Annotated in this window: 16 protein-coding genes; 8 read left to right on the top strand and 8 right to left on the bottom strand. The window is 74.7% G+C overall.

Annotated elements, in window-relative coordinates; all coding sequences use genetic code 11:
- The 3 genes from ACIF8T_RS30125 to recQ all read left to right on the top strand — a co-directional run bounded on the left by ACIF8T_RS30125 (nucleotide 1) and on the right by recQ (nucleotide 5,466).
- Complete coding sequence (locus ACIF8T_RS30125; protein ID WP_400039275.1) at nucleotides 1–1,572, top strand: NADH-quinone oxidoreductase subunit M; 1,572 nt, start codon at nucleotides 1–3, stop codon at nucleotides 1,570–1,572.
- Nucleotides 1,569–3,218, top strand: a complete 1,650-nt coding sequence (nuoN, locus tag ACIF8T_RS30120) for an NADH-quinone oxidoreductase subunit NuoN (RefSeq protein WP_400039274.1) — start codon at nucleotides 1,569–1,571, stop codon at nucleotides 3,216–3,218. Before ACIF8T_RS30125 ends, nuoN begins: the two co-directional genes overlap by 4 nt.
- A 247-nt stretch (nucleotides 3,219–3,465) precedes the next feature.
- On the top strand, nucleotides 3,466–5,466 hold the full coding sequence (gene recQ, locus ACIF8T_RS30115; protein WP_400039272.1) for a DNA helicase RecQ: 2,001 nt from the start codon (nucleotides 3,466–3,468) through the stop codon (nucleotides 5,464–5,466).
- 80 nt (nucleotides 5,467–5,546) lie between these two features.
- On the opposite strand, the gene ACIF8T_RS30110 is transcribed toward recQ, so the two are convergent.
- The 8 genes from ACIF8T_RS30110 to fahA form a co-directional block, all read right to left on the bottom strand.
- Nucleotides 5,547–8,351, bottom strand: a complete 2,805-nt coding sequence (locus tag ACIF8T_RS30110) for a fumarate reductase/succinate dehydrogenase flavoprotein subunit (RefSeq protein ID WP_400039270.1) — start codon at nucleotides 8,349–8,351, stop codon at nucleotides 5,547–5,549.
- 11 nt (nucleotides 8,352–8,362) lie between these two features.
- Nucleotides 8,363–9,190, bottom strand: a complete 828-nt coding sequence (locus tag ACIF8T_RS30105) for an ABC transporter ATP-binding protein (protein WP_400039269.1) — start codon at nucleotides 9,188–9,190, stop codon at nucleotides 8,363–8,365.
- Entirely contained in the window at nucleotides 9,174–10,049 is an 876-nt protein-coding gene (locus tag ACIF8T_RS30100; protein ID WP_400039268.1) for an ABC transporter permease, read from the bottom strand. Before ACIF8T_RS30100 ends, ACIF8T_RS30105 begins: the two co-directional genes overlap by 17 nt.
- Nucleotides 10,046–11,389, bottom strand: a complete 1,344-nt coding sequence (locus ACIF8T_RS30095; protein WP_400039267.1) for an ABC transporter substrate-binding protein — start codon at nucleotides 11,387–11,389, stop codon at nucleotides 10,046–10,048. Before ACIF8T_RS30095 ends, ACIF8T_RS30100 begins: the two co-directional genes overlap by 4 nt.
- 15 nt (nucleotides 11,390–11,404) lie before the next feature.
- Complete coding sequence (locus tag ACIF8T_RS30090; RefSeq protein WP_031166915.1) at nucleotides 11,405–11,632, bottom strand: ferredoxin family protein; 228 nt, start codon at nucleotides 11,630–11,632, stop codon at nucleotides 11,405–11,407.
- A gap of 35 nt (nucleotides 11,633–11,667) precedes the next feature.
- Complete coding sequence (locus tag ACIF8T_RS30085) at nucleotides 11,668–12,459, bottom strand: GntR family transcriptional regulator (RefSeq protein WP_400039266.1); 792 nt, start codon at nucleotides 12,457–12,459, stop codon at nucleotides 11,668–11,670.
- Nucleotides 12,460–12,726: 267 nt separating this feature from the next.
- Entirely contained in the window at nucleotides 12,727–13,665 is a 939-nt protein-coding gene (locus ACIF8T_RS30080; protein WP_400039265.1) for a M56 family metallopeptidase, read from the bottom strand.
- Nucleotides 13,666–14,181: 516 nt separating this feature from the next.
- On the bottom strand, nucleotides 14,182–15,396 hold the full coding sequence (fahA, locus tag ACIF8T_RS30075; protein WP_400039264.1) for a fumarylacetoacetase: 1,215 nt from the start codon (nucleotides 15,394–15,396) through the stop codon (nucleotides 14,182–14,184).
- Between the two features lie 281 nt (nucleotides 15,397–15,677).
- On the opposite strand from fahA, the gene ACIF8T_RS30070 reads away from it, so the two are divergent.
- The 5 genes from ACIF8T_RS30070 to ACIF8T_RS30050 all read left to right on the top strand — a co-directional run bounded on the left by ACIF8T_RS30070 (nucleotide 15,678) and on the right by ACIF8T_RS30050 (nucleotide 23,149).
- Nucleotides 15,678–16,931, top strand: a complete 1,254-nt coding sequence (locus ACIF8T_RS30070) for a DegT/DnrJ/EryC1/StrS family aminotransferase (RefSeq protein ID WP_400039263.1) — start codon at nucleotides 15,678–15,680, stop codon at nucleotides 16,929–16,931.
- The gene (locus tag ACIF8T_RS30065; RefSeq protein ID WP_400039262.1) at nucleotides 16,924–19,452 is read left to right on the top strand and encodes a lipopolysaccharide biosynthesis protein; all 2,529 of its coding nucleotides are present in this window, start codon (nucleotides 16,924–16,926) and stop codon (nucleotides 19,450–19,452) included. The genes ACIF8T_RS30070 and ACIF8T_RS30065 overlap by 8 nt, the downstream gene beginning before the upstream one ends.
- Before the next feature lie 186 nt (nucleotides 19,453–19,638).
- Nucleotides 19,639–21,501, top strand: a complete 1,863-nt coding sequence (locus tag ACIF8T_RS30060; RefSeq protein ID WP_400039439.1) for a glycosyltransferase — start codon at nucleotides 19,639–19,641, stop codon at nucleotides 21,499–21,501.
- Nucleotides 21,498–21,926 (top strand): hypothetical protein, encoded by a 429-nt coding sequence (locus ACIF8T_RS30055; protein WP_400039261.1) that lies wholly within the window; start codon nucleotides 21,498–21,500, stop codon nucleotides 21,924–21,926. Before ACIF8T_RS30060 ends, ACIF8T_RS30055 begins: the two co-directional genes overlap by 4 nt.
- Complete coding sequence (locus ACIF8T_RS30050; protein WP_400039260.1) at nucleotides 21,923–23,149, top strand: glycosyl hydrolase; 1,227 nt, start codon at nucleotides 21,923–21,925, stop codon at nucleotides 23,147–23,149. Before ACIF8T_RS30055 ends, ACIF8T_RS30050 begins: the two co-directional genes overlap by 4 nt.
- Nucleotides 23,150–23,166: the final 17 nt, after the last annotated feature.

Here is a 23,166-nt window from a genome sequence, read left to right as displayed (position 1 = left end):
ATGTCCTTTCCCCTGCTGACAGCGACGGCGGCCCTCCCGGCCGTCGGCGCGATCGCCACGGCCGCGGTACCGGCCGCGAAGCGCACCGCCGCCAAGTGGCTGGCGCTGCTCTTCTCGCTCGCCACGCTCGCGCTGGCGGTCGCCGTCCTGGTGCGCTTCGACCCGGACGGCGACCGCTACCAGCTCACCGAGTCCCACTCCTGGATCGCGGACTTCGGGGTCCGCTACGAGCTGGGGGTGGACGGCATCGCGGTGGCGCTGATCGCGCTCACGGCGGTCCTCGTCCCGTTCATCCTCCTGGCGGGCTGGCACGACGCCGACCCGCTGGAGACGGGCAGCAAGCGGTGGCGGCCGACGCAGGGCTTCTTCGCCCTGATCCTGGCCGTCGAGGCGATGGTGATCCTCTCCTTCGAGGCCACCGACGTCTTCCTCTTCTACATCTTCTTCGAAGCCATGCTGATCCCGATGTACTTCCTCATCGGCGGCTTCGGGGACCGTGCCCACGAGCACGGCGAGGGCGCGGCCGCCACGCAGCGGTCGTACGCCGCGGTGAAGTTCCTGCTCTACAACCTGGCCGGCGGCCTGATCATGCTGGCCGCGGTGATCGGCCTGTACGTGGTCGCCGGGAACTTCTCGCTCACCGAGATCGCCGAGGCCCGCGCCAACGGCTCGCTCGACATGGCGACCAGCACGGAGCGCTGGCTGTTCCTCGGGTTCTTCTTCGCCTTCGCGGTGAAGGCGCCGCTGTGGCCGCTGCACACCTGGCTGCCGAACGCGATGGGGGAGGCCACCGCTCCGGTCGCCGTGCTCATCACCGCGGTGGTCGACAAGGTGGGCACCTTCGCGATGCTGCGCTTCTGCCTCCAGCTGTTCCCGGAGGCCAGCACGTGGGCGACGCCCGCGATCCTGGTGCTGGCGCTGATCAGCATCATCTACGGGGCGCTGCTCGCGGTCGGCCAGCGGGACATCAAGCGGCTGGTGGCGTACGCGTCGATCTCGCACTTCGGCTTCATCATCATGGGCATCTTCGCGATGACCAGCCAGGGCCAGTCCGGCGCGACGCTCTACATGGTCAACCACGGGATCTCGACCGCCGCGCTGATGCTGGTCGCGGGCTTCCTGATCTCGCGGCGCGGCTCGCGGCTCATCGCCGACTACGGCGGTGTCCAGAAGGTCGCCCCGGTGCTCGCCGGCACCTTCCTGATCGGCGGCCTGGCGACGCTGTCGCTGCCGGGGCTCGCGCCGTTCGTCAGCGAGTTCCTCGTCCTGGTCGGCACGTTCACGCGGTACCCGGTGGTCGGCGTCATCGCCACCTTCGGCATCGTGCTCGCCGCGCTCTACACCCTCGTCCTCTACCAGCGGACGATGACGGGCCCGGTGAAGCCCGAGGTGGCCGCGATGCCGGACCTGCGGGTGCGCGAGCTGGTGGTCGTCGCCCCGCTGGTCGTACTGCTGATCTTCCTGGGCGTCTACCCGAAGCCCGTCACGGACATCGTCAACCCCGCGGTCGAGCAGACCATGTCCGACGTACAGAAGAAGGACCCCCAGCCCGAGGTGGAGGCGGCCAAGTGAGCGCATCAGCCGTCCACAGCCTGTGGACAACCGCGGCCGACCCGATCACCAAGATCGACGCGCCGAAGTTCGAGTACGGGCAGCTGTCGCCCACGCTCATCGTCGTCGGCGCGGCGATCGTCGGCGTGCTGGTCGAGGCGTTCGTGCCGCGCAAGGCCCGTTACCTCGCGCAGCTGTTCGTGTCCGTCGTCGCGCTCGTCGCCGCGTTCGCCGCGGTCGTCGCGCTCGCGGCGGACGGGTACGGCACCACCAAGGCCCGCATCGCGGCCATGGGCGCGATCGCCGTCGACGGACCGGCGCTCTTCCTGCAGGGCACCATCCTGCTGGCGGCCCTGGTCGGCCTGTTCACCTTCGCCGAGCGGCGGCTCGACCCGGTGACGCACGGCAACCGCGTCGACTCCTTCGCCGCGCAGGCCGCCTCCGTGCCGGGCAGCGAGAGCGAGAAGGCGGCGGTCAGGGCCGGCTTCACCACCACCGAGGTGTTCCCGCTGCTGCTCTTCGCGGTCGCCGGAATGCTGATCTTCCCGGCGGCCAACGACCTGCTGACGCTGTTCGTGGCGCTGGAGGTCTTCTCGCTGCCGCTGTACCTGCTGTGCGCGGTGGCCCGCCGCAAGCGGCTGATGTCGCAGGAGGCCGCGGTCAAGTACTTCCTGCTCGGCGCGTTCGCGTCCGCGTTCACGCTGTTCGGCATCGCCCTGCTGTACGGCTACGCGGGCTCCATGTCGTACGCGACGATCGCGCAGGTCGTCGACGGCACGGTCGCCGAGGTCACCCCGGCGCTCGCGGACACCATGGGCAACGACGCGCTGCTGCTCATCGGCGCCGGGCTGCTCGTGATGGGCCTGCTGTTCAAGGTGGGCGCCGTGCCGTTCCACATGTGGGCGCCGGACGTGTACCAGGGCGCGCCGACGCCGGTGACCGGTTTCATGGCGGCGGCGACCAAGGTGGCGGCCTTCGGCGCGCTCCTGCGGATCCTGTACGTGGTGCTGCCCGGGCTGCGCTGGGACTGGCGGCCGGTGATGTGGGGCGTGGCCGTCGTCACCATGCTGGGCGGCGCGATCATCGCGATCACGCAGACCGACATCAAGCGGCTCCTGGCGTACTCGTCGATCGCGCACGCGGGCTTCATCCTCGCGGGTGTCATCGCGACCACGCCCGACGGCGTCTCGTCGGTCCTCTTCTACCTGGCCGCGTACTCCTTCGTGACGATCGGCGCCTTCGCCGTGGTCACGCTGGTGCGGGACGCGGGCGGCGAGGCGACGCACCTGTCCAAGTGGGCCGGTCTGGGACGCCGGTCGCCGCTGGTGGCGGCCGTCTTCGCGGTGTTCCTGCTGGCCTTCGCGGGCATCCCGCTCACCTCCGGCTTCGCCGGGAAGTTCGCCGTCTTCAAGGCGGCGGCGGAGGGCGGCGCGGCACCGCTCGTCGTGGTCGGTGTGATCTCGTCGGCGATCGCGGCGTTCTTCTACATCCGCGTCATCGTCCTGATGTTCTTCAGCGAGCCGCGGCCGGAGGGGCCGACGGTCGCCGTGCCGTCGCCGCTCACCATGACGGCGATCGGCGTCGGCGTCGCGGTGACCCTGGTGCTGGGCGTGGCGCCGCAGTACTTCCTGGACCTGGCGGGGCAGGCGGGCGTGTTCGTGCGCTGACGCCGCGCGTGAGGGAAGCGGACGGCCCGGCACCTCGGGAGGGGTGCCGGGCCGTTCCGTGTCCGCGCCGTCGTGTCCGCGCCGTCGTGTCCGCCCCGTCGCGTCCGCGCCGTCGTGTCCGCCTCCGTCCGTTCCCGACCGGGAGCGGCCGGCGGCCGTGCGGGCCTGTGGATAACTGCCGGTGCTGTCGGCGGCGCCCCCTATCGTGGACGCAGTGGTCGAGGGACGACGTACGGGGAGCACGACGATGGGTGGGACGGGCGGTGTCGCCGAGATGCCAGTGACACAGAGCGAGGCGCTGGCCACGCTGCAGCGGGTCTTCGGGTACGAGGCCTTCCGGGGTGAGCAGGAAGCGGTCGTCGACCATGTGGTGGCGGGCGGGGACGCCGTCGTCCTCATGCCGACCGGTGCCGGCAAGTCGCTGTGCTACCAGATCCCCTCCCTGGTCAGACCGGGCACGGGCGTCGTGGTGTCGCCGCTCATCGCGCTGATGCAGGACCAGGTGGACGCGCTGCGGGCCGCCGGTGTGCGCGCCGGGTTCGTGAACTCCACGCAGGACTTCGACGAGCGGCGGACGGTCGAGGCCGAGTTCCTGGCCGGGGAGCTGGACCTGCTGTACCTGGCGCCGGAGCGGCTGCGGCTGGACAGCACGCTCGACCTGCTCTCCCGCGGGAAGATCGCCGTCTTCGCGATCGACGAGGCGCACTGCGTCTCCCAGTGGGGCCACGACTTCCGGCCGGACTACCTGGCGCTGTCGCTGCTCGGCGAGCGCTGGCCGGACGTGCCCCGGATCGCGCTCACGGCGACGGCCACCCGCGCCACGCACCGGGAGATCACCGAGCGGCTGAACATGCCGGCGGCCCGGCACTTCGTGGCCAGCTTCGACCGGCCCAACATCCAGTACCGGATCGTGCCCAAGGCGGACCCCAAGAAGCAGCTGCTGAGCTTCCTGCGCGAGGAGCACGCGGGGGACGCCGGCATCGTCTACTGCCTCTCGCGCAACTCGGTCGAGAAGACCGCCGAGTTCCTGTCCCGCAACGGCATCGAGGCGGTGCCGTACCACGCGGGCCTGGACGCGGGGACGCGCGCGGCGCACCAGTCCCGCTTCCTGCGGGAGGACGGGCTGGTGGTGGTGGCGACCATCGCCTTCGGCATGGGCATCGACAAGCCGGACGTCAGGTTCGTCGCCCACCTGGACCTGCCGAAGTCGGTGGAGGGCTACTACCAGGAGACCGGTCGGGCCGGCCGGGACGGGCTGCCGTCGACGGCGTGGATGGCCTACGGACTCAACGACGTCATCCAGCAGCGCAAGCTGATCCAGTCCGGCGAGGGCGACGAGGCGTTCCGGCGCCGGGCCGCCGCCCACCTGGACGCGATGCTCGCGCTGTGCGAGACCGTCCAGTGCCGTCGCGGCCAGCTCCTCGCCTACTTCGGCCAGGCCCCGGACTCGGCGGGCTGCGGCAACTGCGACACCTGCCTGACCCCGCCGGAGACCTGGGACGGCACGGTCGCGGCCCAGAAGGTGCTCTCGACGGTGGTGCGGCTGCAGCGCGAGCGGGGCCAGAAGTTCGGCGCGGTGCAGATCGTCGACATCCTGCTCGGGAAGCGCACGGCGAAGGTGATCCAGTTCGACCACGACCAGCTGTCCGTGTTCGGCATCGGCGAGGAGCTGACCGAGGGCGAATGGCGGGGCGTCATCCGGCAGTTGCTCGCCCAGGGGCTGCTGGCGGTCGAGGGGGAGTACGGGACGCTGGTGCTGACCGAGGCCAGCGGGGCGGTGCTGCGGCGGGAACGGGAGGTGCCGCTGCGCAAGGAGCCCAAGAAGCCGGCCGCGTCCCGCGGGACGTCCTCGTCCTCCGGCCGGGGCGAGCGCAAACCGAAGGCCGCCGCGGCCGAGCTGCCCGAGGAACTGCTCCCCGCCTTCGAGGCACTGCGCGCCTGGCGTGCCGAACAGGCCCGTGAGCAGGGCGTTCCGGCGTACGTCATCTTCCACGACGCGACCCTCCGGGAGATCGTCACGGTGTGGCCGACATCGGTGGCCGAGCTCGGGAGCATCGGCGGCGTGGGCGAGAAGAAGCTGGCGACCTACGGGGAGGGGGTGCTGGCGGTGCTGGGGCCGCTGGACGGGCCGTCCGGTGGAGCCGCCCCGGCCCCGTCCCCCGCGCCGGCCCCCGGCTCGGGACACGGCGCCGAGCCGGGGCCGGACGACTGGCCCGAGACGGAGCCCGAGCCGGACGACTGGATATAGCCGCCTGGATCGAGCCGCCGGAGCGGGAGGCCTTCACCGGCGGGGCGGACGCTCCGGGCCACGGCAGCACGTCGGCGGGCTCACAGCGCCTTCGCCGCGTACGCCCTGACGTCCGCGTCCGAGTCCGTCGTGGCGGCGGCGAGCGCCGCGAGGGCGCCCTCCGCGTCGCGGTGGCGGGTGAGGGCCAGCACGGCGGCCTTGCGGACGTCGGCGTTGGGGTCCGCCAGGGCCTGGGCGAGGGCGGGGACGGCCCGGCCGGGACCGGTGACGGACAGGGCGGTGGCGGCTCCGGCCCGGACCTGCCAGGCGGGGTCGGACAGGGCGGCCACGGCGCGGACGGCCAGCGGCGCCGGGCAGCCCGTGGTGCCCAGGGCGGCGTAGGCGGCCCCGCGCACCAGGGCGTCCGGGTCGTCGAGGAGAGCGGTCAGGGCCGCGCGCACGGCACCGGTGCCGGGGCCGGCCGGGGCGTCCGGGCCGAGGCGTCCGGCGGCGACCGTGGCCAGGCCCTTGGCCAGCGCCACGCGGACCTCGCGGGAGGGGTCGGCGGCCGCCGCGCGGGCCAGCTCGTCGGCGGCGTCGACCGACACCAGGGCGCGCACCGCCTCGATGCGCACGCCGGTGTCGGAGTCGGCCAGGGCGGCGGCGAACAGGCCGGCGTCCCCGAGGCGCAGGGCGCGCAGCACGTCCAGCGCGGCGGCGCGGACGACCGGGTCGGACCCGGCCAGCGCGGCCCGCAGGCCGTCGCGCAGGGCGGGCTCCGGCGGCAGCGTCTCGACGAGTTCGCGCAGTGACGCGGCCGCGGCGGCCCGCACCTCGGCGGCGGGGTCGCGCAGTGCCTCGGCGAGGGCGGGGCCCGTGCCCGGCGGCAGCGTCTCGGTCAGGACGGTGACGGCCTCCCGCCGGACGGCGGACGACGGGTCCGCCAGATAGGGCCGCAGGGCGTCGAGTCCGGGTTCGTCCTCGGCGAGGGCGACGAGTTCGAGGAGGCGGGCCGAGGAGCGCCCGGCGGCCGGCCCGGGGAGCGGGGGCGGCGCCGCGGCGTCCGTCCGCTCCGGCCGCGCCGCGTCGGCCGGGGCCGTCCCGCTCCGGGCCGCCACCGGCGCCACGTCCCGCGACCCGGCCGTCGCCACGTCCTCGGCGTGGACCTCGCCGAGGTGACGGGACGGGCCGCCGACCGGGACCAGACCGTCGACCGGCACCAGATAGGGAGCCACGGGACGGGCCGTGAACTCCATCGCACCGGAGGGAGACTTGTGCAGATCGAGATGGTGGAACCAGGAGGCGTCGTCGCGGTGGGGGTGGTCGAGGCGGTCGTGGTAGAGGCCCCAGCGCGACTCCGTGCGGGCGAGGGAGGCGCGGGCGGCCATCTCCGCGCAGTCGCGGATGAAGGTGACCTCGGCGCACCGCATCAGCTCGTGCGGGGTGCGGGCGCCCATCGCGGCGACGTCGGCGCGCATCCGCTCGAACGCCTCCAGGGCCAGCGACAGCCGGGCCCCGGATTTAGGCGGGGCCACGTAGTCGTTCACGAAGCGGCGCAGCTTGTACTCGACCTGGGGCTGCGGCGGGCCGTCGGGGTGGCGCAGCGGGCGGTAGATCAGCTCGTGCGCCTCGCGGAGCTGGTCGCCCGGCAGCTCCCCGTCGTACGCCGTGTACCGGGACGCGTCCGCGCCCGCCAGGTCGCCGAAGACGAACGCGCCGATCATGTAGTTGTGCGGGACGCAGGCCAGGTCGCCGGCCGCGTACAGCCGGGGGACGGTGGTGCGGGCGTGGTCGTCGACCCGCACGCCCGAGGCCGAGTGGCCGCCGCACAGGCCGATCTCGGAGATGTGCATCTCGACGTCGTGCGTGCGGTAGTCGTGGCCGCGGCCGGAGTGGAAGGTGCCGCGGGTGGGGCGCTCGGTGGAGTGCAGGATCGACTCCAGGGCGGCGACCGACTCCTCGGGGAGGTGGCTGAGCTTCAGGTAGACCGGGCCGCGGTCGGAGGCGACCTCGGCGGCGAACTCCGCCATCATCTGGCCCGACCAGTAGTCGGAGTCGACGAAGCGCTCGCCGTGCCGGTTGACCTGGTAGCCGCCGAAGGGGTTGGCGACGTAGGCGCAGGCCGGGCCGTTGTAGTCCTTGATCAGCGGGTTGATCTGGAAGCACTCGATGCCGGTCAGGTCGGCGCCCGCGTGGTAGGCCATGGCGTAGCCGTCGCCGGCGTTGGTGGGGTTCTCGTAGGTGCCGTACAGGTAGCCGGAGGCGGGCAGGCCGAGGCGGCCGCAGGCGCCGGTCGCGAGGATCACCGCGCCCGCGCGGACGGTCACGAACCGCCCGGTGCGGGTGTGGAAGCCGGCCGCGCCCACCGCCCGGCCGCCGGCGGTGAGCACGCGCACGGGCATCACCCGGTTCTCGATGCGGATCCGCTCGCGCATCTCGCGCCGCCGCAGCTGCCGGTACAGGACCTTCTTGACGTCCTTGCCCTCCGGCATCGGCAGCACGTACGAGCCGGAGCGGTGCACCTGCCGGACCGCGTACGCGCCGTGCTCGTCCTTCTCGAACTTCACCCCGTACGACTCCAGCCGCTGCACCATGGCGAAGCCGCGGGTCGCCGTCTGGCGGACGGTCGACTGGTCGACGATGCCGTCGTTGGCGCGGGTGATCTCGGCGACGTAGTCGTCGGGTTCGGCGCGGCCGGGGACGACCGCGTTGTTGACGCCGTCCATGCCCATCGCGAGGGCGCCGGAGTGGCGGACGTGTGCCTTCTCCAGCAGCAGCACGTTCGCGCCGTGCTCGGCGGCGGTGAGGGCCGCCATGGTGCCGGCGGTGCCGCCGCCGACGACGAGGACGTCGCAGGAGAGCTCTTCCGCGTCCGTGAGGGCCGGGATCTCCAGAAGGGTGTCCACCGGGGTGCCTTTCAGGTGGTGAGCGAGGTCAGGACGTCGCGCCGCAGCGCCGCGCGCGCCGGGTCGTCGTGCGCCGCGCGGTCGCGGGGGCGCGGTACGTCCCGTACGGACAGGAGGCGGCCCGCGCCGAGCAGGGCGACGCGGTCGCCGAGGAACAGGGCCTCGTCCACGTCGTGGGTGACGAAGACGACGGTGGCGCCCGTGCCGCGCAACACCTCCACCAGCAGGTCCTGCATGCCGGCGCGGGTCTGGGCGTCGAGCGCGCCGAACGGTTCGTCCATCAGCACGGCGCGCGGCCGGGCGGCGAGGGCACGGGCCAGTTGGGCGCGCTGGCGCTGGCCGCCGGAGACGTGGTGCGGCAACTGCCGTGCCTGGGCCGCCAGTCCGACCCGGTCCAGCCAGGTGCGGGCCTGCTCCCCGCGGTCGCGGCGCGGCAGGCCCCGGATGGCGAGGGGGAGTTCGACGTTGGCGCGCAGGGTCCGCCAGGGCAGGAGGGCGTCCTCCTGGAAGACCAGGGCGCGGTCCGCCGCCGGGCCGTCGATGCGGTGGCCGTCCTGCTCGGCCGACCCGGCCAGGGGCGGCAGCAGGCCGGCCAGGGTGCGCAGCAGGGTCGACTTGCCGCAGCCGGAGGAGCCGACGACGGTGAGGATCTCGCCCGGGGCGACGTCCAGGTCGATACCGTGCAGGGCGGGCGAGCCGGGGCGGCCGAGATCGGCGCCGGTCAGGGAGAGCCGGGTGCCGCGCACCGGCGCACCGGCCTGCCCCGCCCGCCCGGCCGTCCCGGCGGTCCCGGTGCGGGTGGTGCGTTCGCTCCGCGCCGTCTCAGACGAGGTGCTCATCGCGGGTCTCCTCGGATGCGGGCCGGGTGCGGACGCCGGCGGGCACGGGCGGGGCGGGCGCCTGGGCCCGGGCGGGCCGGGGGCGGACGCCGGGGAGGTACGACGTGCGGGGCAGCCAGCGGGTCAGGCGGCGGCCGAGCAGTTCCACGGCCGTGGAGGTGAGCCAGCCCAGCACGCCGATGGTGACCATCCCGACGAAGACGCCCGGGTAGTCGACGACCGTGTAGTCCTGCCAGGTGCGGTAACCGACGCCGTACTGGCCGGAGATCATCTCGGCGGAGATCACGCAGATCCAGGAGACGCCGATGCCGACCGACAGGCCGCCGAAGACGCCGGGCAGGGCACCCGGCAGCACGACGGAGGCGAGGATCCGCCACCGGCCGCCGCCCATCGTGCGCACCGCCTCCTCCCACACGGGGGTCAGCGCGCGGACCGCGTGCCGGGTCGAGACGAGCACCGGGAAGAAGGCGGCGGTGAAGGTGATGAAGACGATGCCCTGTTCGTTGGAGGGGAACAGGAGGATCGCGACGGGGACGAGGGCGATCGCCGGGATCGGGCGGACCACTTCCAGCAGCGGTCCGAGCAGGTCCTCGGCGAGCCGCGAGCGCGCCACGAGCACGCCCGCGGCCACGCCCAGCACGGCGGCCAGCAGGAAACCGGTGAGGATCCGGGTGAGGCTGTCGGTGAGGTCCGTCCAGTAGTCGGGGCCGGACAGCCGGCCGGCGAAGGCGCCGGCCACGTCCGTGACCGTGGGGAACTGCGAGAAGCGCAGCCACAGGTCGACGTCCAGGCCGGTCAGCAGCTGCCACAGGCCCAGGGCGCCGGCCAGCGAGACCAGCCGCAGCGCGTACCGGGTCACGACGCCCGCTCCAGGGCGTCGGCGTACGTGACGACGCGCGCCCCGCCGTGGTCCGCGACGTACGCCTGGGCGGTCTCCGGGGCGACGAAGGGCAGCAGCTCGTCGCCGTCGGCCACCCACACCGCCTTGTCGGCGAACCACTGGGTGCCGGTGGTGGCGTCGGGGACGTAGGCGGCGCGGACCCCGTCGGGGTGCCGGGCCACGTGACGCAGCAGGAGGGAAGGGGAGGCGAAGGTGGTGGTCCTGTCGGCGCCCTCGGGCCAGACCTCGCTCCTGGCCGGTGCGGGCCGCGCGGCCAGGCGCTCGGCGTACGCCGCGGTGCCGAGGGCCTTCTTCACGTACCGGTCGTCGACGAAGGCGTCCACGTCCACGTCGCCGGTGAGCCCGGCGGACTTCAGGACGGCCACGTCCTGCTTCAGTGCGGAGACGAGCTGCGGCCGGATCGCCGGGTCGAAGGTGGCGATGCCGTGAGCGCCGTTGTAGAGGTAGACGACCTCCGCGGGCAGGCCCGTCGCGTCGGCGACCTTCTCGGCGGCGGCCACCGGATGGTCGTCGAGGTAGTCGGTCGCCTCCGCCTGGGCCTTGAGGAACGCCTCCAGCACGGCCGGGCGCCGGTCGGCGAAGTCCTCGCGGGCGGTGACGCCGTGGAAGGTGGGCAGGTTCAGCTGCGCGCCGTCGTACAGCGCCTTCGCCTTGCCCTGGTGGGCGAGCAGGCCGGGCCAGGCGACGAACTGCGACAGCGCGTCCGCGCTGCCCGCCGCCAGGGCGGACGCCCCCACCGCGGGCTGCTGGTTGAGCTTCTCGATGTCCCGGTCGGGGTCGAGGCCGGCGCGTTGCAGGGCGCGGACGAGCGTGCCGTCGGCGGCCGAGCCGACGCTCGTCGACACCTTCCGGCCCTTCAGGTCCTTCAGGGAGGCGAGCTCGGAACCGGGGGCGGTGACGACGGTGTTGAGGCCGCCGCGGAGGTTGTAGCCGGTGACGGAGACCAGGTGGGTGGGGCGGTCGAGCTGCTTGCCGCGGGCGGCGTTGATGAGCAGCGGGAAGTCGCCCATCGAGCCGATGTCGATCTTCCCGGCGGTCATCTGGGCGGTGATGGGGGCGCCGGTGGCGTAGTCCTGCCAGTTCACCTTGTAGGTGACGCCGTCGCCGAGGGCGCCGAGCTGCTTCTCGAAGAAGCCGAGGGAGCGCAGCAGGGTGCCCGCCGTGACGGTGTTGATGGTCTTGGACTGGTAACCGACGGTGACAGTGACCGTGGAGCCGTCACCGGCCTCGGCGCCGCCGCCGCAGGCCGTGAGCGGGGCGAGCAGGAGGACCGCCGCGGCGGCTGCTGTGTGCTTCATCGGGGTTGTGGCCTCTCACCGGAGCAGATAGGGCATGTTGACCGTGACGGCTCCGGTGGGACAGCGGGCCGCGCACGGGCCGCAGTACCAGCACTCGTCGACGTGCATGTAGGCCTTGCCGTTGGTCTCGTCGATGGCGAGGGAGTCCAGCGGGCACATGTCCACGCAGAGCGTGCAGCCGTCGATGCACTTCGACTCGTCGATGGTCACGGGCACGTCGGCCCGCTGGGGCGCCAAGGGCATGGCTGTCTCCAGGAAGGTCGTGCGGAGGGGGTGCGTCAGAGCGAGCGGTGCAGCAGGCCGCCCATCGTGATGCGGTCGCCGCGGAAGCGGATGAACTCCAGGTCGACCGGGCGGCCGTCCGACAGGTGCGTGAGCCGCTCCAGCATGAGGACGGCCGCGCCGCGCGGGGCCTGCAGGACGGCGGCGGAGTGGGCGTCCGCGTTGACCGCCTCCAGGGTGATCTCGGCGTGGCCGAGGCGCCGGCCGGTGGTGGCCTCCAGCAGGCGGAAGACGTCGGTGTTCTCCAGGTCGGCGCCGAGCAGGGCGCCGCCGATGTCGAGGGGGATGTAGGTGAGGTCGAGGGAGAGGGGCAGGCCGTTCAGGCGGCGCAGGCGTTCGATGTAGAGGACGTCCGTGCCGGGCGGGACGCGGAGGCGTTCGGCGACGGGCGCGGGTGCCGGGGCGGGGCCCATCGTGCGGACCTCGTTGGTGACCCGGCCGTGTTCGCGGAGGGTCTCCGCCAGGCCCATCAGGCGGTCCAGGCCGTGCGGGTACTTGCGGGCCACGACCACGGTGCCGACGCCGGGCTGGCGTTCGACCAGGCCCTCGGCGCGCAGCAGGTCAAGGGCCTCGCGGACGGTGTTGCGGGAGGCCCCGTAGTCGGCGGCGAGCGTGTTCTCGTGCGGGAGCGTGCCGTCGGGGAAGGCGTCGGTCAGCAGCTGGTGGCGGAGCAGGTCGGCGAGTTGCCGGGCCCGGTCGGCGCGCAGCCGGCGCCGCGCGCGGTGGGCGGCGACGGTGGTCGCGGCGCCCTGGCCGGCGTGGTCCCGGATGCGGTCGGTCGGTGGCATGACCGGAACCCTAGCCATCCGGTCGGAATAGTGGTGTTGCCGGAGTGTTGCGCCATGTGGGGGTGCGTCGGATGCCGCCGTGAGCTGGGCGTTCGTCCGGTCGCCGGGAAGATCTGCCACCCGCCCGCGCTCCCGGCCCGGTGCCGCGGGCGCCGCCTGCCCGCGCTCCCGGCCCGGTGCCGCGGGCGCCGCCCGCCCGGCCGCGGCGGCCGGCTGGACGTCCGGTCCGGCTGCTCCCGGCGCCCTCGCCGTCCACGCGCCCGGGGGTCAGCCCAGGGCCGTCAGCCCCGGCGCGAAGACGATCAGCAGGGGCAGCAGCGGGACCAGGGCCGCCACCGTCGTCGTCAGGGCGCGGTGCCTGCGGCCCAGCCGGGGCGGCGGCTCCAGGAGGCGGTCCACCCGCTCGCCCAGGAGGCGGTGGCTGGAGGCGCAGGACAGGACGCCGCGGTGCTGGTTGAGCTCGATCAGGGCCAGGGCGGTGGTGAGGTGGCCGCAGCGGCGGGAGGCGGTGTCGTCGGCGGCCAGTTCGACCAGGCGGTGGGTCTGGTCGCAGAAGTGGGCGAAGAGCGGGATGCGGGGGAAGCCGGTGGCCAGGGCGGTGGACAGGTGCAGCAGCCAGTCGTGGCGGGCGCGGGCGTGGCCGCGCTCGTGCGTGAGGACGGCGTCGAGCTGGTGGTCGGTGAGGCGGTGCAGCGCGCCGGTGGTGACGATCAGCTGCGGCGGGCTGCCGGGCATCCACCAGGCGTCCGGGTACTCGTCCTCCAGGACCAGCAGGGGCCCCCGGGCGGCGGGCAGGCCGACGGGCAGGTCGGGGGCGCGTTCGCGCAGGTGGGCCCGGGCCTGGGAGCGGCGGCGGCGGGCCTCGGCGAGCTCGCGGGCCAGCATCGCGGTCGTCCAGGCGGCGCCGCACGCCAGCAGCACGGTGAGGGCGGTCGCCCAGAACGGGGCGGAGGACAGGTCGTACGCCGCGGTCACCGCGGGCGGCGCCGGCGCGAAGAGCTGGGCGCGGACGGTGCCGAAGACGGCGGCGGCGCCCAGCGCGAGGGCCGTCACGCAGCACAGCAGCACGGTGGCGACCAGGCACTGCCACACCCACAGCCCGACCACCGGTTCCCGCTCGGGCCAGGCGGCCCGGGTCAGGGCGCGCGGGGCGGGGACGGCGGCCGTCACGGCGACAACGCTCAGCAGGAGCAGGCAGACGGTCATGCCACGGGCTCCGGTTCCTGGTCGGAAGAAGGGCGGCTTCGGGTCGTGCTGGGGCGGTGCGTCCCCGGTCCCACGGCCGTGTGCCCCGGGCCGTCGCGCGCGGCGGACGCGCGACGCGTGGTGCGTGCCGGGCACGGCACCGCCCGACGCCCAGTATGACGGCGACGGGCGGTGCGAGTCAGGGGTCGGCGCACATCGGACGCGGACACGGGGTGTTCGGGTACGGGGCTCGGGCCCGGCACTCCCCGCCGCGTCACCTCTGCGCGGGGCCTCGCCCCGACGCCGCCCGCCCTCTCACCCGGGCACGGGCCCTCGGCCCGCGATCCCGCCACCCCGTCACCTCACCCGGGTAAGGGCGTTCAGCCGGCACCCGCCCCGTCACCCGGGTACGGGTTATGAGCCCGGCACCACCCGCCCCGTCACCCGGGCACGGGCTACGAGCCCGGCACCACCCGCCCCGTCACCCGGGCACGGGTTATGAGCCCGGCACCACCCGCCCCGTCACCCGGGCACGGGCTACGAGCCCGGCACCACCCGCCCCGTCACCTCGCCCAGCCCCACCCGGAGCCCGCCCGGCCCCGGCGCCCAGGCCGTCAGGGTCACCACGTCGCCGTCCTCCAGGAACGTCCGCTTGCCGTCGGGGAGGTCGAGCGGGTCGCGGCCGTTCCAGGTGAGTTCCAGCAGGGAGCCGCGCTCGCGCTCGGCCGGGCCGCTCACCGTGCCCGAGCCGTACAGGTCGCCGGTGCGCAGCGAGGCGCCGTTGACGGTCATGTGGGCCAGCTGCTGGGCGGCCGTCCAGTACATGGTGGCGAAGGGGGGCTCGGAGACGACGTGGCCGTTGACGGCGACGGAGATGCGCAGGTCGTAGCCGGCCGGGTCCAGCGCGGCGTCGTCCAGGTAGGGCAGCAGCGGGTGGGTCCGCTCCGGCGGTGCCACCCGCGCCTCCTCCAGGGCGTCCAGCGGGGTGATCCACGCCGACACCGACGTGGCGAAGGACTTGCCGAGGAACGGGCCGAGGGGGACGTACTCCCAGGCCTGGAGGTCGCGCGCGGACCAGTCGTTGAGGAGGCAGAGGCCGAAGACGTGCTCGTGGAAGTCGGTCAGCGGCACCGGCCGGCCCAGCCGCGACGGGACGCCGACGACGAAGCCGACCTCCGCCTCGATGTCCAGGCGGACGGACGGCCCGAAGACGGGGGCCGCGTCGGCGGGTCCCTTGCGCTGGCCGGAGGGGCGCACGACGTCCGTGCCGGACACCACGACCGTGCCGGAACGGCCGTGGTAACCGATCGGCAGGTGCTTCCAGTTGGGGGTCAGGGAGTCGGCGGCGTCGGGGCGGAAGATCCGGCCGACGTTCCGGGCGTGGTTCTCGGAGGCGTAGAAGTCGACGTAGTCCGCGACCTCGAAGGGGAGGTGCAGGGTCACCGAGGACAGCGGGTGGAACAGGGGCGCGACGGTCTCCCGGTGCGCGGGCACCGTCACCCAGGCCGTCAGCGCGCGCCGGACGTCGGACCAGGCCGTGCGGCCCGCCGCCAGCAGGGGGTTCAGGGTCGGCCGGGCGAGCAGGGCGGCGTACGGGGAGCCGAGCGCACGGGCCGCGGCGCCCGCGTCGAGGACGTGGTCGCCGAGCCGGACGCCCACGGTCCGCTCCGACGAGCCGGGGAGCGAGAACACGCCGTACGGCAGGTTGTGCGGTCCGAAGGGGTCGCCCTCGGGGACATCGAAGGGGGGCATGGGGTGCTGCCTCGCTTTCGTGTGCGCCAGGTGCTCCACGTGTCCGTGGGTCGGCCCACACGTTACGTGTGGCACGCCTGTTCTGGGCAGATCCGCCGGGCGGTGATCAGGGGGGCTCCGGCGGCGCGGGGCCGGCGCATGGTGCTCCGCCGTCGCTCGCGCACCGGAAGTCGTCCACGGAACGGGAGGCAATCTTGACGGAGCGGTGCGAACGGGGCGACTCTGGGCGGGTGCCGGACGGCCTCGGGGAGGGGGCGGTCCAGGGCACACCAGGGGGGCGGATGGCCAGTGGGGAGGCCGGCCGTGGCTCGGCGCGCCCGGGCTCGCAGCCGAAACGGCTGGAAGAGACCATGCGCGGCCGGCTCGGCCGGGACTGTGTGTACGTACCGTCGTGCCGGTTCGGGTTGTACGTGGCGCTGCGCCACTGGTGCCCGCCCGGCGGGCGGGTGCTGATGGCGCCGGTCAACGACGACGTCATGTTCTTCGTGGTGCGCGCCGCCGGACTGCGGCCCGTGCAGGCGCCGTTGAACCCGCTCGACGCGTCCATCGACGTCGATGCCGTACCGGACAGGACGTGGGCGTCGCTGTCCGCCGTCCTGACCACGAACCTGTACGGGAATCCGGACCCGGCGCCCCGACTGCGGGCCGTGTGCGACCAGTTGGGCATCCCGCTCTTCGAGGACGCGGCGCACGCCATCGGCAGCGAGGTGGGGGGCCGGCCGGTCGGGGCGTGGGGGGACGCCGCCGCCTTCAGCCTGTCCAAGCACGTCGGCGCCCAGGCGGGCGGCTTCCTCGCCCTCGCCCGCCCGGGCCTGCGCGAGGCGGTGGAGCGGACCTGCGCGGACCTGCTCCTGCCGCGCCGGACGACGGCCGAACTCGCCTACGCGGTACGGCCGTACGCGGAGGCGGCGGTGCGCGGCCTGCGGCTGCGGCGCGCCGCCCGGGCCACCCTGCGGATGCTGCGCCGTACGGAGCGCGAGGAGATCCGGATGCCGCTGCGCCCGGCCGAGCTGGCCCGCGCCGCCGCGTCCGCACCCGGGCTGGACGGCCACGACCCGTGGGTGCGGGTCGACATGCACGACTACCGCGCCACCGCCGGCCGGCTGCGGCTGCGGCGCATCGCGCGCAGGCTCGACCGGCTGGACGAGGTGCTGGAGGCCTGCCGGGCGGGGACCGGACTGCTGCTGTCGACGCGGTGGGCGAAGCCGGCCGGGGAGGTGCAGCCGCTGTTCCGGGTGCCGCTGTTCGTGGCGGACCGGGACGCGGCGATCGCGGCGCTCGCCCGGCGGGGCATCACCGTCGGCTACCTCTACGACCCGCCGCTGGACGACTACGCGGGCCCCGACTTCACCGACCTCTCGCCCGCCCCCGGGGCGGCACGCTGGTTCGCGCGCCACGCGCTGCCCGTCGATCCGCTGCGGGCCCGGGACGTCGTGGAGGTGCTGGAGCGGTCCGGGGCACGCCCGGTCGAGGTCCCGGGAGGCCGGGCCCGGCCGGGCCCGGCGGCCGGAGGGCGGGGCCCGACCCGTGGCTGAGGCCCAGGTGCACGAACACGCCGCGGCGCGCCCCCACGACGAGCCGCGGCCCGCCGCGAGCGGGCACGGCTCGGACTCGCTGTTCAAGAACGCCTACTTCCTCATGCTCAGCACCGGCGTGTCCGCCGTGCTCGGCCTGGGCTTCTGGCTGGTGGCCGCCCGGTACTACGCGGAGGACGCGGTCGGCCAGGGCTCCGCCGCCATCGCCGCGATGCGGCTGCTCGCCAGCATCACGGCGACGACGATGATCGGTGCCGTGGTGCGGTTCGTGCCCCGCGCGGGCCGCCGGACCGGCCGGCTGGTGTGGGGGACGTACGCGGCGAGTTCGCTGGTCGTCGCCCTGGCGGCGGCCGTCTTCCTGCTCACGCTCGACCTGTGGGGCGCCTCCTACGCGCCGCTCGGCACGCCCCTGGCGGGCGCGGTGTTCGTCGCTGCGTGCGTGGCCTGGGCGCTGCTCACCCTCCAGGACGGTGTCCTGACCGGGCTGCGCAAGGCCGAGTGGGTGCCGGCCGGCAACGCGCTGTTCTCGGTGGGGAAGCTGGTCCTCCTCGTCGTGTTCGCCGGTGCCCTGCCGGTGCTCGGCATCTTCGTGTCCTGGGCCGTGGCGATCGCCTTCTCCACGCTGCCGCTGGGCTGGCTGATCTTCCGCAGGCTGATCCCGCGCCAGGCCGCCGCGGACCGCCACCTGGAGCCGCCCGCCGTCAAGGAGATGGGCCGCTTCCTGGCGGGCGACTCGCTCGGCGCGCTGTTCAGCCTGGCGATGATCAACCTGCTGCCGGTGATGGTCGCGGTCCGCTTCACCGCCGCCGAGAACGGCTACTTCTACGTGGCGTACACCGTCGGCGGCACGATGGAGTTCATGGCCATCAACATGGCCTCCTCGCTCACCGCGCACGCCTCGCACGATCCGCGCCGGCTCGCCGACGGCGTCCGGGGCGCGCTGCGCCGCATGACGCTGCTGCTGGTGCCGGTGGTGCTGGTGCTGGTGGTGTTCGCGCCGCAGATCCTCGCCCCCTTCAGCCCCGACTACGCCGAGCACGGCTCCACGGTGCTGCGGCTGCTGGCCCTCGGCGCGCTGCCGAGGGTGGTGGTGGAGCTGTACATCGGCGTGCTGCGCGTGCAGGGGCGCACCGGGGTGCTCGCCGCGCTCCAGGGCGCCATGTGCACGCTGGTGCTGGGCAGCGCGGCCGTGCTGTTCACCCCGGCGGGGATCGCGGGGGCGGGCTGGGCGGTGCTGATCAGCATGACGCTGATCGCCGGCGTCTCCGTCGTCGGGCTGCGCTCGGCGCTGCGCCGCGACCCGCCCGCGGGACGCGCCCCCGCCCCCTCCGACCCGGTCCCCTCCGACCCCGTTCCCTCCGCTCCCGCCGGCCCCGGTCACGCCACCCCCTCCTCCGGCATCCCCTCCTCCGCCGCCCTCTCCTCCGGCACCCCCGCCTACGGCACCCGCTGGGCCCGGCTGAACGCCACCGCCGGGTACGGCACGAGCTGGGCCCGCCGCGCCGCGCACGCGCACGAGGAGACCGACGAGGACACGGTCACGCTGTTCATCGGGCGCCCCGGCTACGAGCGCGAGGCGCTGCAGGCGGACACGCTGGCGGTGATCGTACGGCCGCATCCCCCCGGGTCCGGCCGGGAGACCGGCCGGGACGGGGGAGCCGGGGCCGCGGGAGCCGACGGCACGGCGGCGGCCGAAGCGGCCGAAGCGGCCGAAGCGGCCGGGGCGGGCGAGCCGGCCGGCGGGGGCGGGAGCGGCGAGGCCCCGGGCACCGCACCCGCACCGTCGAAGGAGGCCGGCGAGGCACCCGCGAGCCCGCCCCGCCCACCCCTCCCGCCCCCGCCCGACGCCACCTCGGAACGCCGTCTCGCGGGCGTCCTCTGGTCCGTGCTCGCCCTGGCCACCGTGGTGTTCTGGGGGACACTGGCCGGCCTGCCGCGGCCCGGCGACGGCGCGCCCACCGGCGAGTTGACGGGCCGTCGGCTGCTCACCGGCCTGCCGCTCGCCGCGCTGGCCGCGGGCGCCCTGCTGCTCGTCGTGTTCGCGGCCGCGGTGACGCTGCGCGCCCGGCGCGACCCCTGGCTGCCCGGGACGGCGCTGGGGGCCGCGCTGCTCGCGCTGTACGCCGCGCCCGTCGCGCTCGGGTGGGAACCCCCGCCGGTGGACGGAGCGTTGTACGCCCGGACGGCCGGTTCCCTCGCGGACGCGACGGGGCTCGCCGGGCCCGAGCCGCTGCTGCGGTGGGTGCCGCCGGCCTGCCAGCTGCTGTGCCTCGTGCCGCTGGGCTCGCTGCTCGCGCGTGCGGACGGACGGCTGACGTGGCCGGGGCGCTGGGGAGTTCTGTATCTCACCGCGGTGGGCTGCTGGGTGTGGCGGGAGGAGCTCGCGCCGGCCGCGCCGCCCCTGCTCGTCCTCCTCGCCGTCCTGGCCGTACTCCTCGCCGCCCTCGTTCCCGGGCCCGTCCCGCGGCGCCGCGCCGCACCGGCGCTCCGCAGACCACCGGACGGCCGATCCAGCGACTGACCGAGCTCCAGAGCCGACCAGGGCCGACAGGGCCCGACAGGGCCGAACCAGGGGGGAACCGCCGTGCGTCCGCCGACCACTCCACAGGAGAGAGCCACACCGGACCCCGTGCCCGCACCGGGGCCCTCCTCGTCGTCCTCGTCGTCCTCGTCGTCCTCGGAGGTCTCCAGCCCGGCCCCCCACCCCGTGACCGACCTCGCCGACCTGCCCCCCGTGTGGCAGGGACGCCCCGCGGCCCTTTGGCCCGGCGTGCCGCTGCTCGCCGCGCTCGCGCTGTGGACGTACGCCGTGCGCCACACCGATGTCTCCCGGCTCGACGACTTCGGGCTGGTCACGGCGCTGCACCCGGCGTTCTGGGCGGGGCTCGCGGTGCTCACCGCCGGTTTCTGGTTCACGGTCCGCGACCCGCGCCGGCCGCAGGCCTGGGCGGCGGCGTACGTCCTCGGCCTGCTGGTGATGGAGCGGGCCACCCAGGCCGTGCTCTACCCGACCCCGCTGTACGCCTGGGCGTGGAAGCACGACGCGGTCGTCGACCACCTGCTGACGGCCGGCGGGCTCCAGACCGCGGACCAGATCGGCGACATGGCCGTCTACGACCAGTGGCCCGGCTTCTTCGCCGCCCAGGCCGCGCTGGTGCGGCTGCTGGGTGTCGACGGCGCGGCGATGTACATGGCCTGGTGGCCGCTGGTCTCCAGCCTGCTGCTGCTGCTCCCGCTGCTGCTGGTCTACCGCACCTTCACCGAGGACCGGCGGCTGGTCTGGACGGCGGTCTGGCTCTTCTACGTCGCCAACTGGGTGGGCCAGGACTACTTCTCGCCGCAGTCCGTGGCCTTCGCCCTGCACCTCGGCATCCTGGCCGTGGTGCTGCGCCGGTTCGCGCGGACCGGCGGGGACGGCGGCCGGCAGCGGCAGGCCGTGTGGACGGCCGTCATCACGGTGATGGTCGTGGCGATCACCATCTCGCACCAGCTCACCCCGGGCATGCTGGCCGCCTCGCTGCTCGCGCTGTGCCTCGCCCGCCGGTACCGCGACTGGGTCCCGGCGGCCACCACGGTCGTGATCTTCCTGGCGTGGTGCACGACGGCCGCGCTGCCCTTCCTGTCCGCGGCGATGCCCGACATGATCCGCTCCGTCGGCGACGTCGGCGGCAACGTGTCCACGGGGTACGGCGCCACCCCCACCGGCACCGGGGCGGTGGCGACCTCGTGGGCGGCCCGGCTGCTGTCGGGTTCGGTCATGCTGTTCGCGGCGGTCGGCGTGGTGCGCCGGCGGGAGCTGCGCCACCGGGCGCTGCCGCTGCTGCTGATCGCCGCGGCCCCGCTGCCCATGCTCGGCGCGAGCAGCTACGGCAGCGAGATGATCTTCCGGGTGCTGATGTTCATGCTGCCCGGCGCGGCCTTCTTCGCCGCCGCCGCGCTGCTGCCCGCGGTGCGCACCCCGGCCGCCGAGGCCACCGCGCGCGAGACCGGCCCGGAGCGCGAGACCGGCCCCGCGCCCCGGGCCGGCACCGGGCGCCCGGCGCGGACGCGCCGGCCGCGCGCCGCACGCCACGGCACCTGGGTGCCGCTGCTCGCGCTGCTCGGCGGGACCCTGGCGTTCGTGCCGAGCTACGCGGGCAAGGACCGCATCAACTACTTCCCGCCGCAGGAGGTGGCCCTGGTGCGGCAGCTCTTCGACCGGGCCGCCGAGGGCGATCTCGTCGTCGCCGCCAACCGCAACTACCCGCTGGCGTACGAGTCCTACGGGAGCGTCGGCCACTACTGGTTCCTCGACGACGACCGGCGGCACGTCGACCGGATCGTCGCGCACCCGGCCGCCACCCTCGCCGACGACATGGCCGGGGTGGAGCACCCGCGCCGCGCCTACCTGCTGTTCAGCCGGGGGCAGTCGGCCAACTCCGAGATGAACGGCCAGCTCACCAGGGCCCAGCTGGACCGCATCCGCAGATCCGTCGCCGCGTCGCCGCGCTTCGAGCTTGTGGCGGAGAACGGCGCCGGGGCGGTCTACGTCCTGAAGCGGACCGGTGCGGCGGAGGGAGCGACGCGATGACACCGCAGGACCTGGTGGTGCGGATGCTGCCGCCGTTCGGGGGCTGGCTGGCGCTGGCCGCGCTCGCCCTGCCCGGCGGATCGCCGCTGCGCGGCGCGGCCGTCGCCGTCTTCCTGGCGGCCGGCCCGGGCGCGGCCGCGGTCAGAGTGTGCGAACCCGCGCTGCGGGCGCGGCCCGCCGAGCGCCGGGACCCGGACTTCGAGCGCCACTCCGACCTGCTGGAGCGGCTGATGCTGGCCGTCCTCCTGAGCGTCGGCGCCGTGATGACCGTCGCGACGGTGCTGATCGCCACGCACGCCTTCAGCGGGCAGCGCGTGCTGCTGACGCTGACCCTGCTGACCACGCTCGCCGCGTTCTGCCCGCAGCTGCGCGCCCCGGCGCCGCGGCGGACGCCGCCGAGCCCACGGAAGGGTTCCGTCCAGTGAGGTTCGCCCGTCCCCTTCGCCGTGTCGCGGACGCCCTGCGGCACCTTCCCGGCCGGGTCCGGGGCACGTCCGGCCCGGCCGGACGGCACCGCACTCCCCGGCCGCGGCCGCGCACGGGCCAGGCCGCCCCGGCAGCCGCTCGGCCCGTCACCCGGCCCGCCGCCCGCGCCCGGCGCCGGCTGCTGGTCACCGGTGCCGCCGCGGCCTGCGCGGTGCTGGTGGCCGTGCTCGTCCTGCGGGACGCCTCCCGGCCGGAGGAGCGGGGCACCGGGGGGCCGGTGCCCTCCGGGCAGGACGCCGGCTGCCGCCCCACGGCCCTGCTCGAACCGCCCTGCGGCGCCTGGTTCGGCGCCTTCGTGCCCCACGAGCGGGACGACCTGGGGGAGAAGGTGCGCGCCTACGAGGACCGGGTGGGCCGCAAGCTCGACATCGTGTACACGTACCACGACATGTCCCGGGTCGAGGGCGCCCGCCGGGAGGGCCAGCTGCTCACCCCCGAGGAGCGGCGCGTCGGCGAGGACCACCTGCTGCTGCTGTCCTGGGAGAGCAAGTGGTGGGGCGGCACGCAGGAGCAGCAGCCGACCTGGAGGCAGATCGCCGACGGCGACCTCGACGCCTCGGTGATCGACGTGCAGGCCCGGCGCATCAAGGACTACGGCAAGAAGGTCTTCCTCTCCTTCGACCTGGAGATGGACACCCGCACCCCGGACAACGGCACCCCGGCCGACTTCGTCCGCGCCCACCGGCACATCCACGACCGGTTCCGCGCGCTGGGCGTCGACAACGTCGTGTGGACGTGGATCATCACCGGCTACCTGGAGCACGGCGAGCTGTTCGAGGCGATGTACCCGGGCGACGCGTACGTCGACTGGATCGGCTACAACCAGTACAACTACTACCGCTGCCACGACACGGACTGGCTGACCTTCGCCCAGACCCAGACGGCCACCCACGCCTGGATCCGCGAGCACCTCTCCGACGACAAGCCGCTGATGCTCTCGGAGTTCGGCACCGCCGTGGACACGGCCCGGCCCGAGCGGCAGGCCCAGTGGTACGCGGAGGTGCCCCGGGTGCTGAAGCGGCTGGAGGGCGTCAAGGCCGCGCTCCAGTGGAACTTCCGCGACCCGGGGCCGCACTGCGACCTGGCACTGGCCGGCGACGCGGCCTGGGACAGCCTGCGCGAGGCGGTCGCCGACCCGTACCTGAACCAGCCGCTGGAGTAGCGGACGGGGCCGCCGGA

The sequence above is a fragment of the Streptomyces sp. NPDC085946 genome (assembly GCF_044540485.1).
In the GTDB taxonomy this organism is placed as follows: Bacteria; Actinomycetota; Actinomycetes; order Streptomycetales; family Streptomycetaceae; genus Streptomyces.
The sequence above is the reverse complement of the archived record's forward strand: the minus strand, read 5'-3'. Positions and strand labels throughout refer to the sequence as shown.

Bases quoted from the DNA above. Each gene is read 5' to 3' on its own strand.
- ACIF8T_RS30090 (WP_031166915.1), bottom strand. From the start codon at position 11,632: ATGCCCTTGGCGCCCCAGCGGGCCGACGTGCCCGTGACCATCGACGAG.
- fahA (WP_400039264.1), bottom strand. From the start codon at position 15,396: ATGCCCCCCTTCGATGTCCCCGAGGGCGACCCCTTCGGACCGCACAAC.
- ACIF8T_RS30105 (WP_400039269.1), bottom strand. From the start codon at position 9,190: ATGAGCACCTCGTCTGAGACGGCGCGGAGCGAACGCACCACCCGCACC.
- ACIF8T_RS30070 (WP_400039263.1), top strand. From the start codon at position 15,678: ATGGCCAGTGGGGAGGCCGGCCGTGGCTCGGCGCGCCCGGGCTCGCAG.
- ACIF8T_RS30055 (WP_400039261.1), top strand. From the start codon at position 21,498: ATGACACCGCAGGACCTGGTGGTGCGGATGCTGCCGCCGTTCGGGGGC.
- recQ (WP_400039272.1), top strand. From the start codon at position 3,466: ATGGGTGGGACGGGCGGTGTCGCCGAGATGCCAGTGACACAGAGCGAG.
- ACIF8T_RS30095 (WP_400039267.1), bottom strand. From the start codon at position 11,389: ATGAAGCACACAGCAGCCGCCGCGGCGGTCCTCCTGCTCGCCCCGCTC.
- ACIF8T_RS30085 (WP_400039266.1), bottom strand. From the start codon at position 12,459: ATGCCACCGACCGACCGCATCCGGGACCACGCCGGCCAGGGCGCCGCG.
- ACIF8T_RS30080 (WP_400039265.1), bottom strand. From the start codon at position 13,665: ATGACCGTCTGCCTGCTCCTGCTGAGCGTTGTCGCCGTGACGGCCGCC.
- ACIF8T_RS30125 (WP_400039275.1), top strand. From the start codon at position 1: ATGTCCTTTCCCCTGCTGACAGCGACGGCGGCCCTCCCGGCCGTCGGC.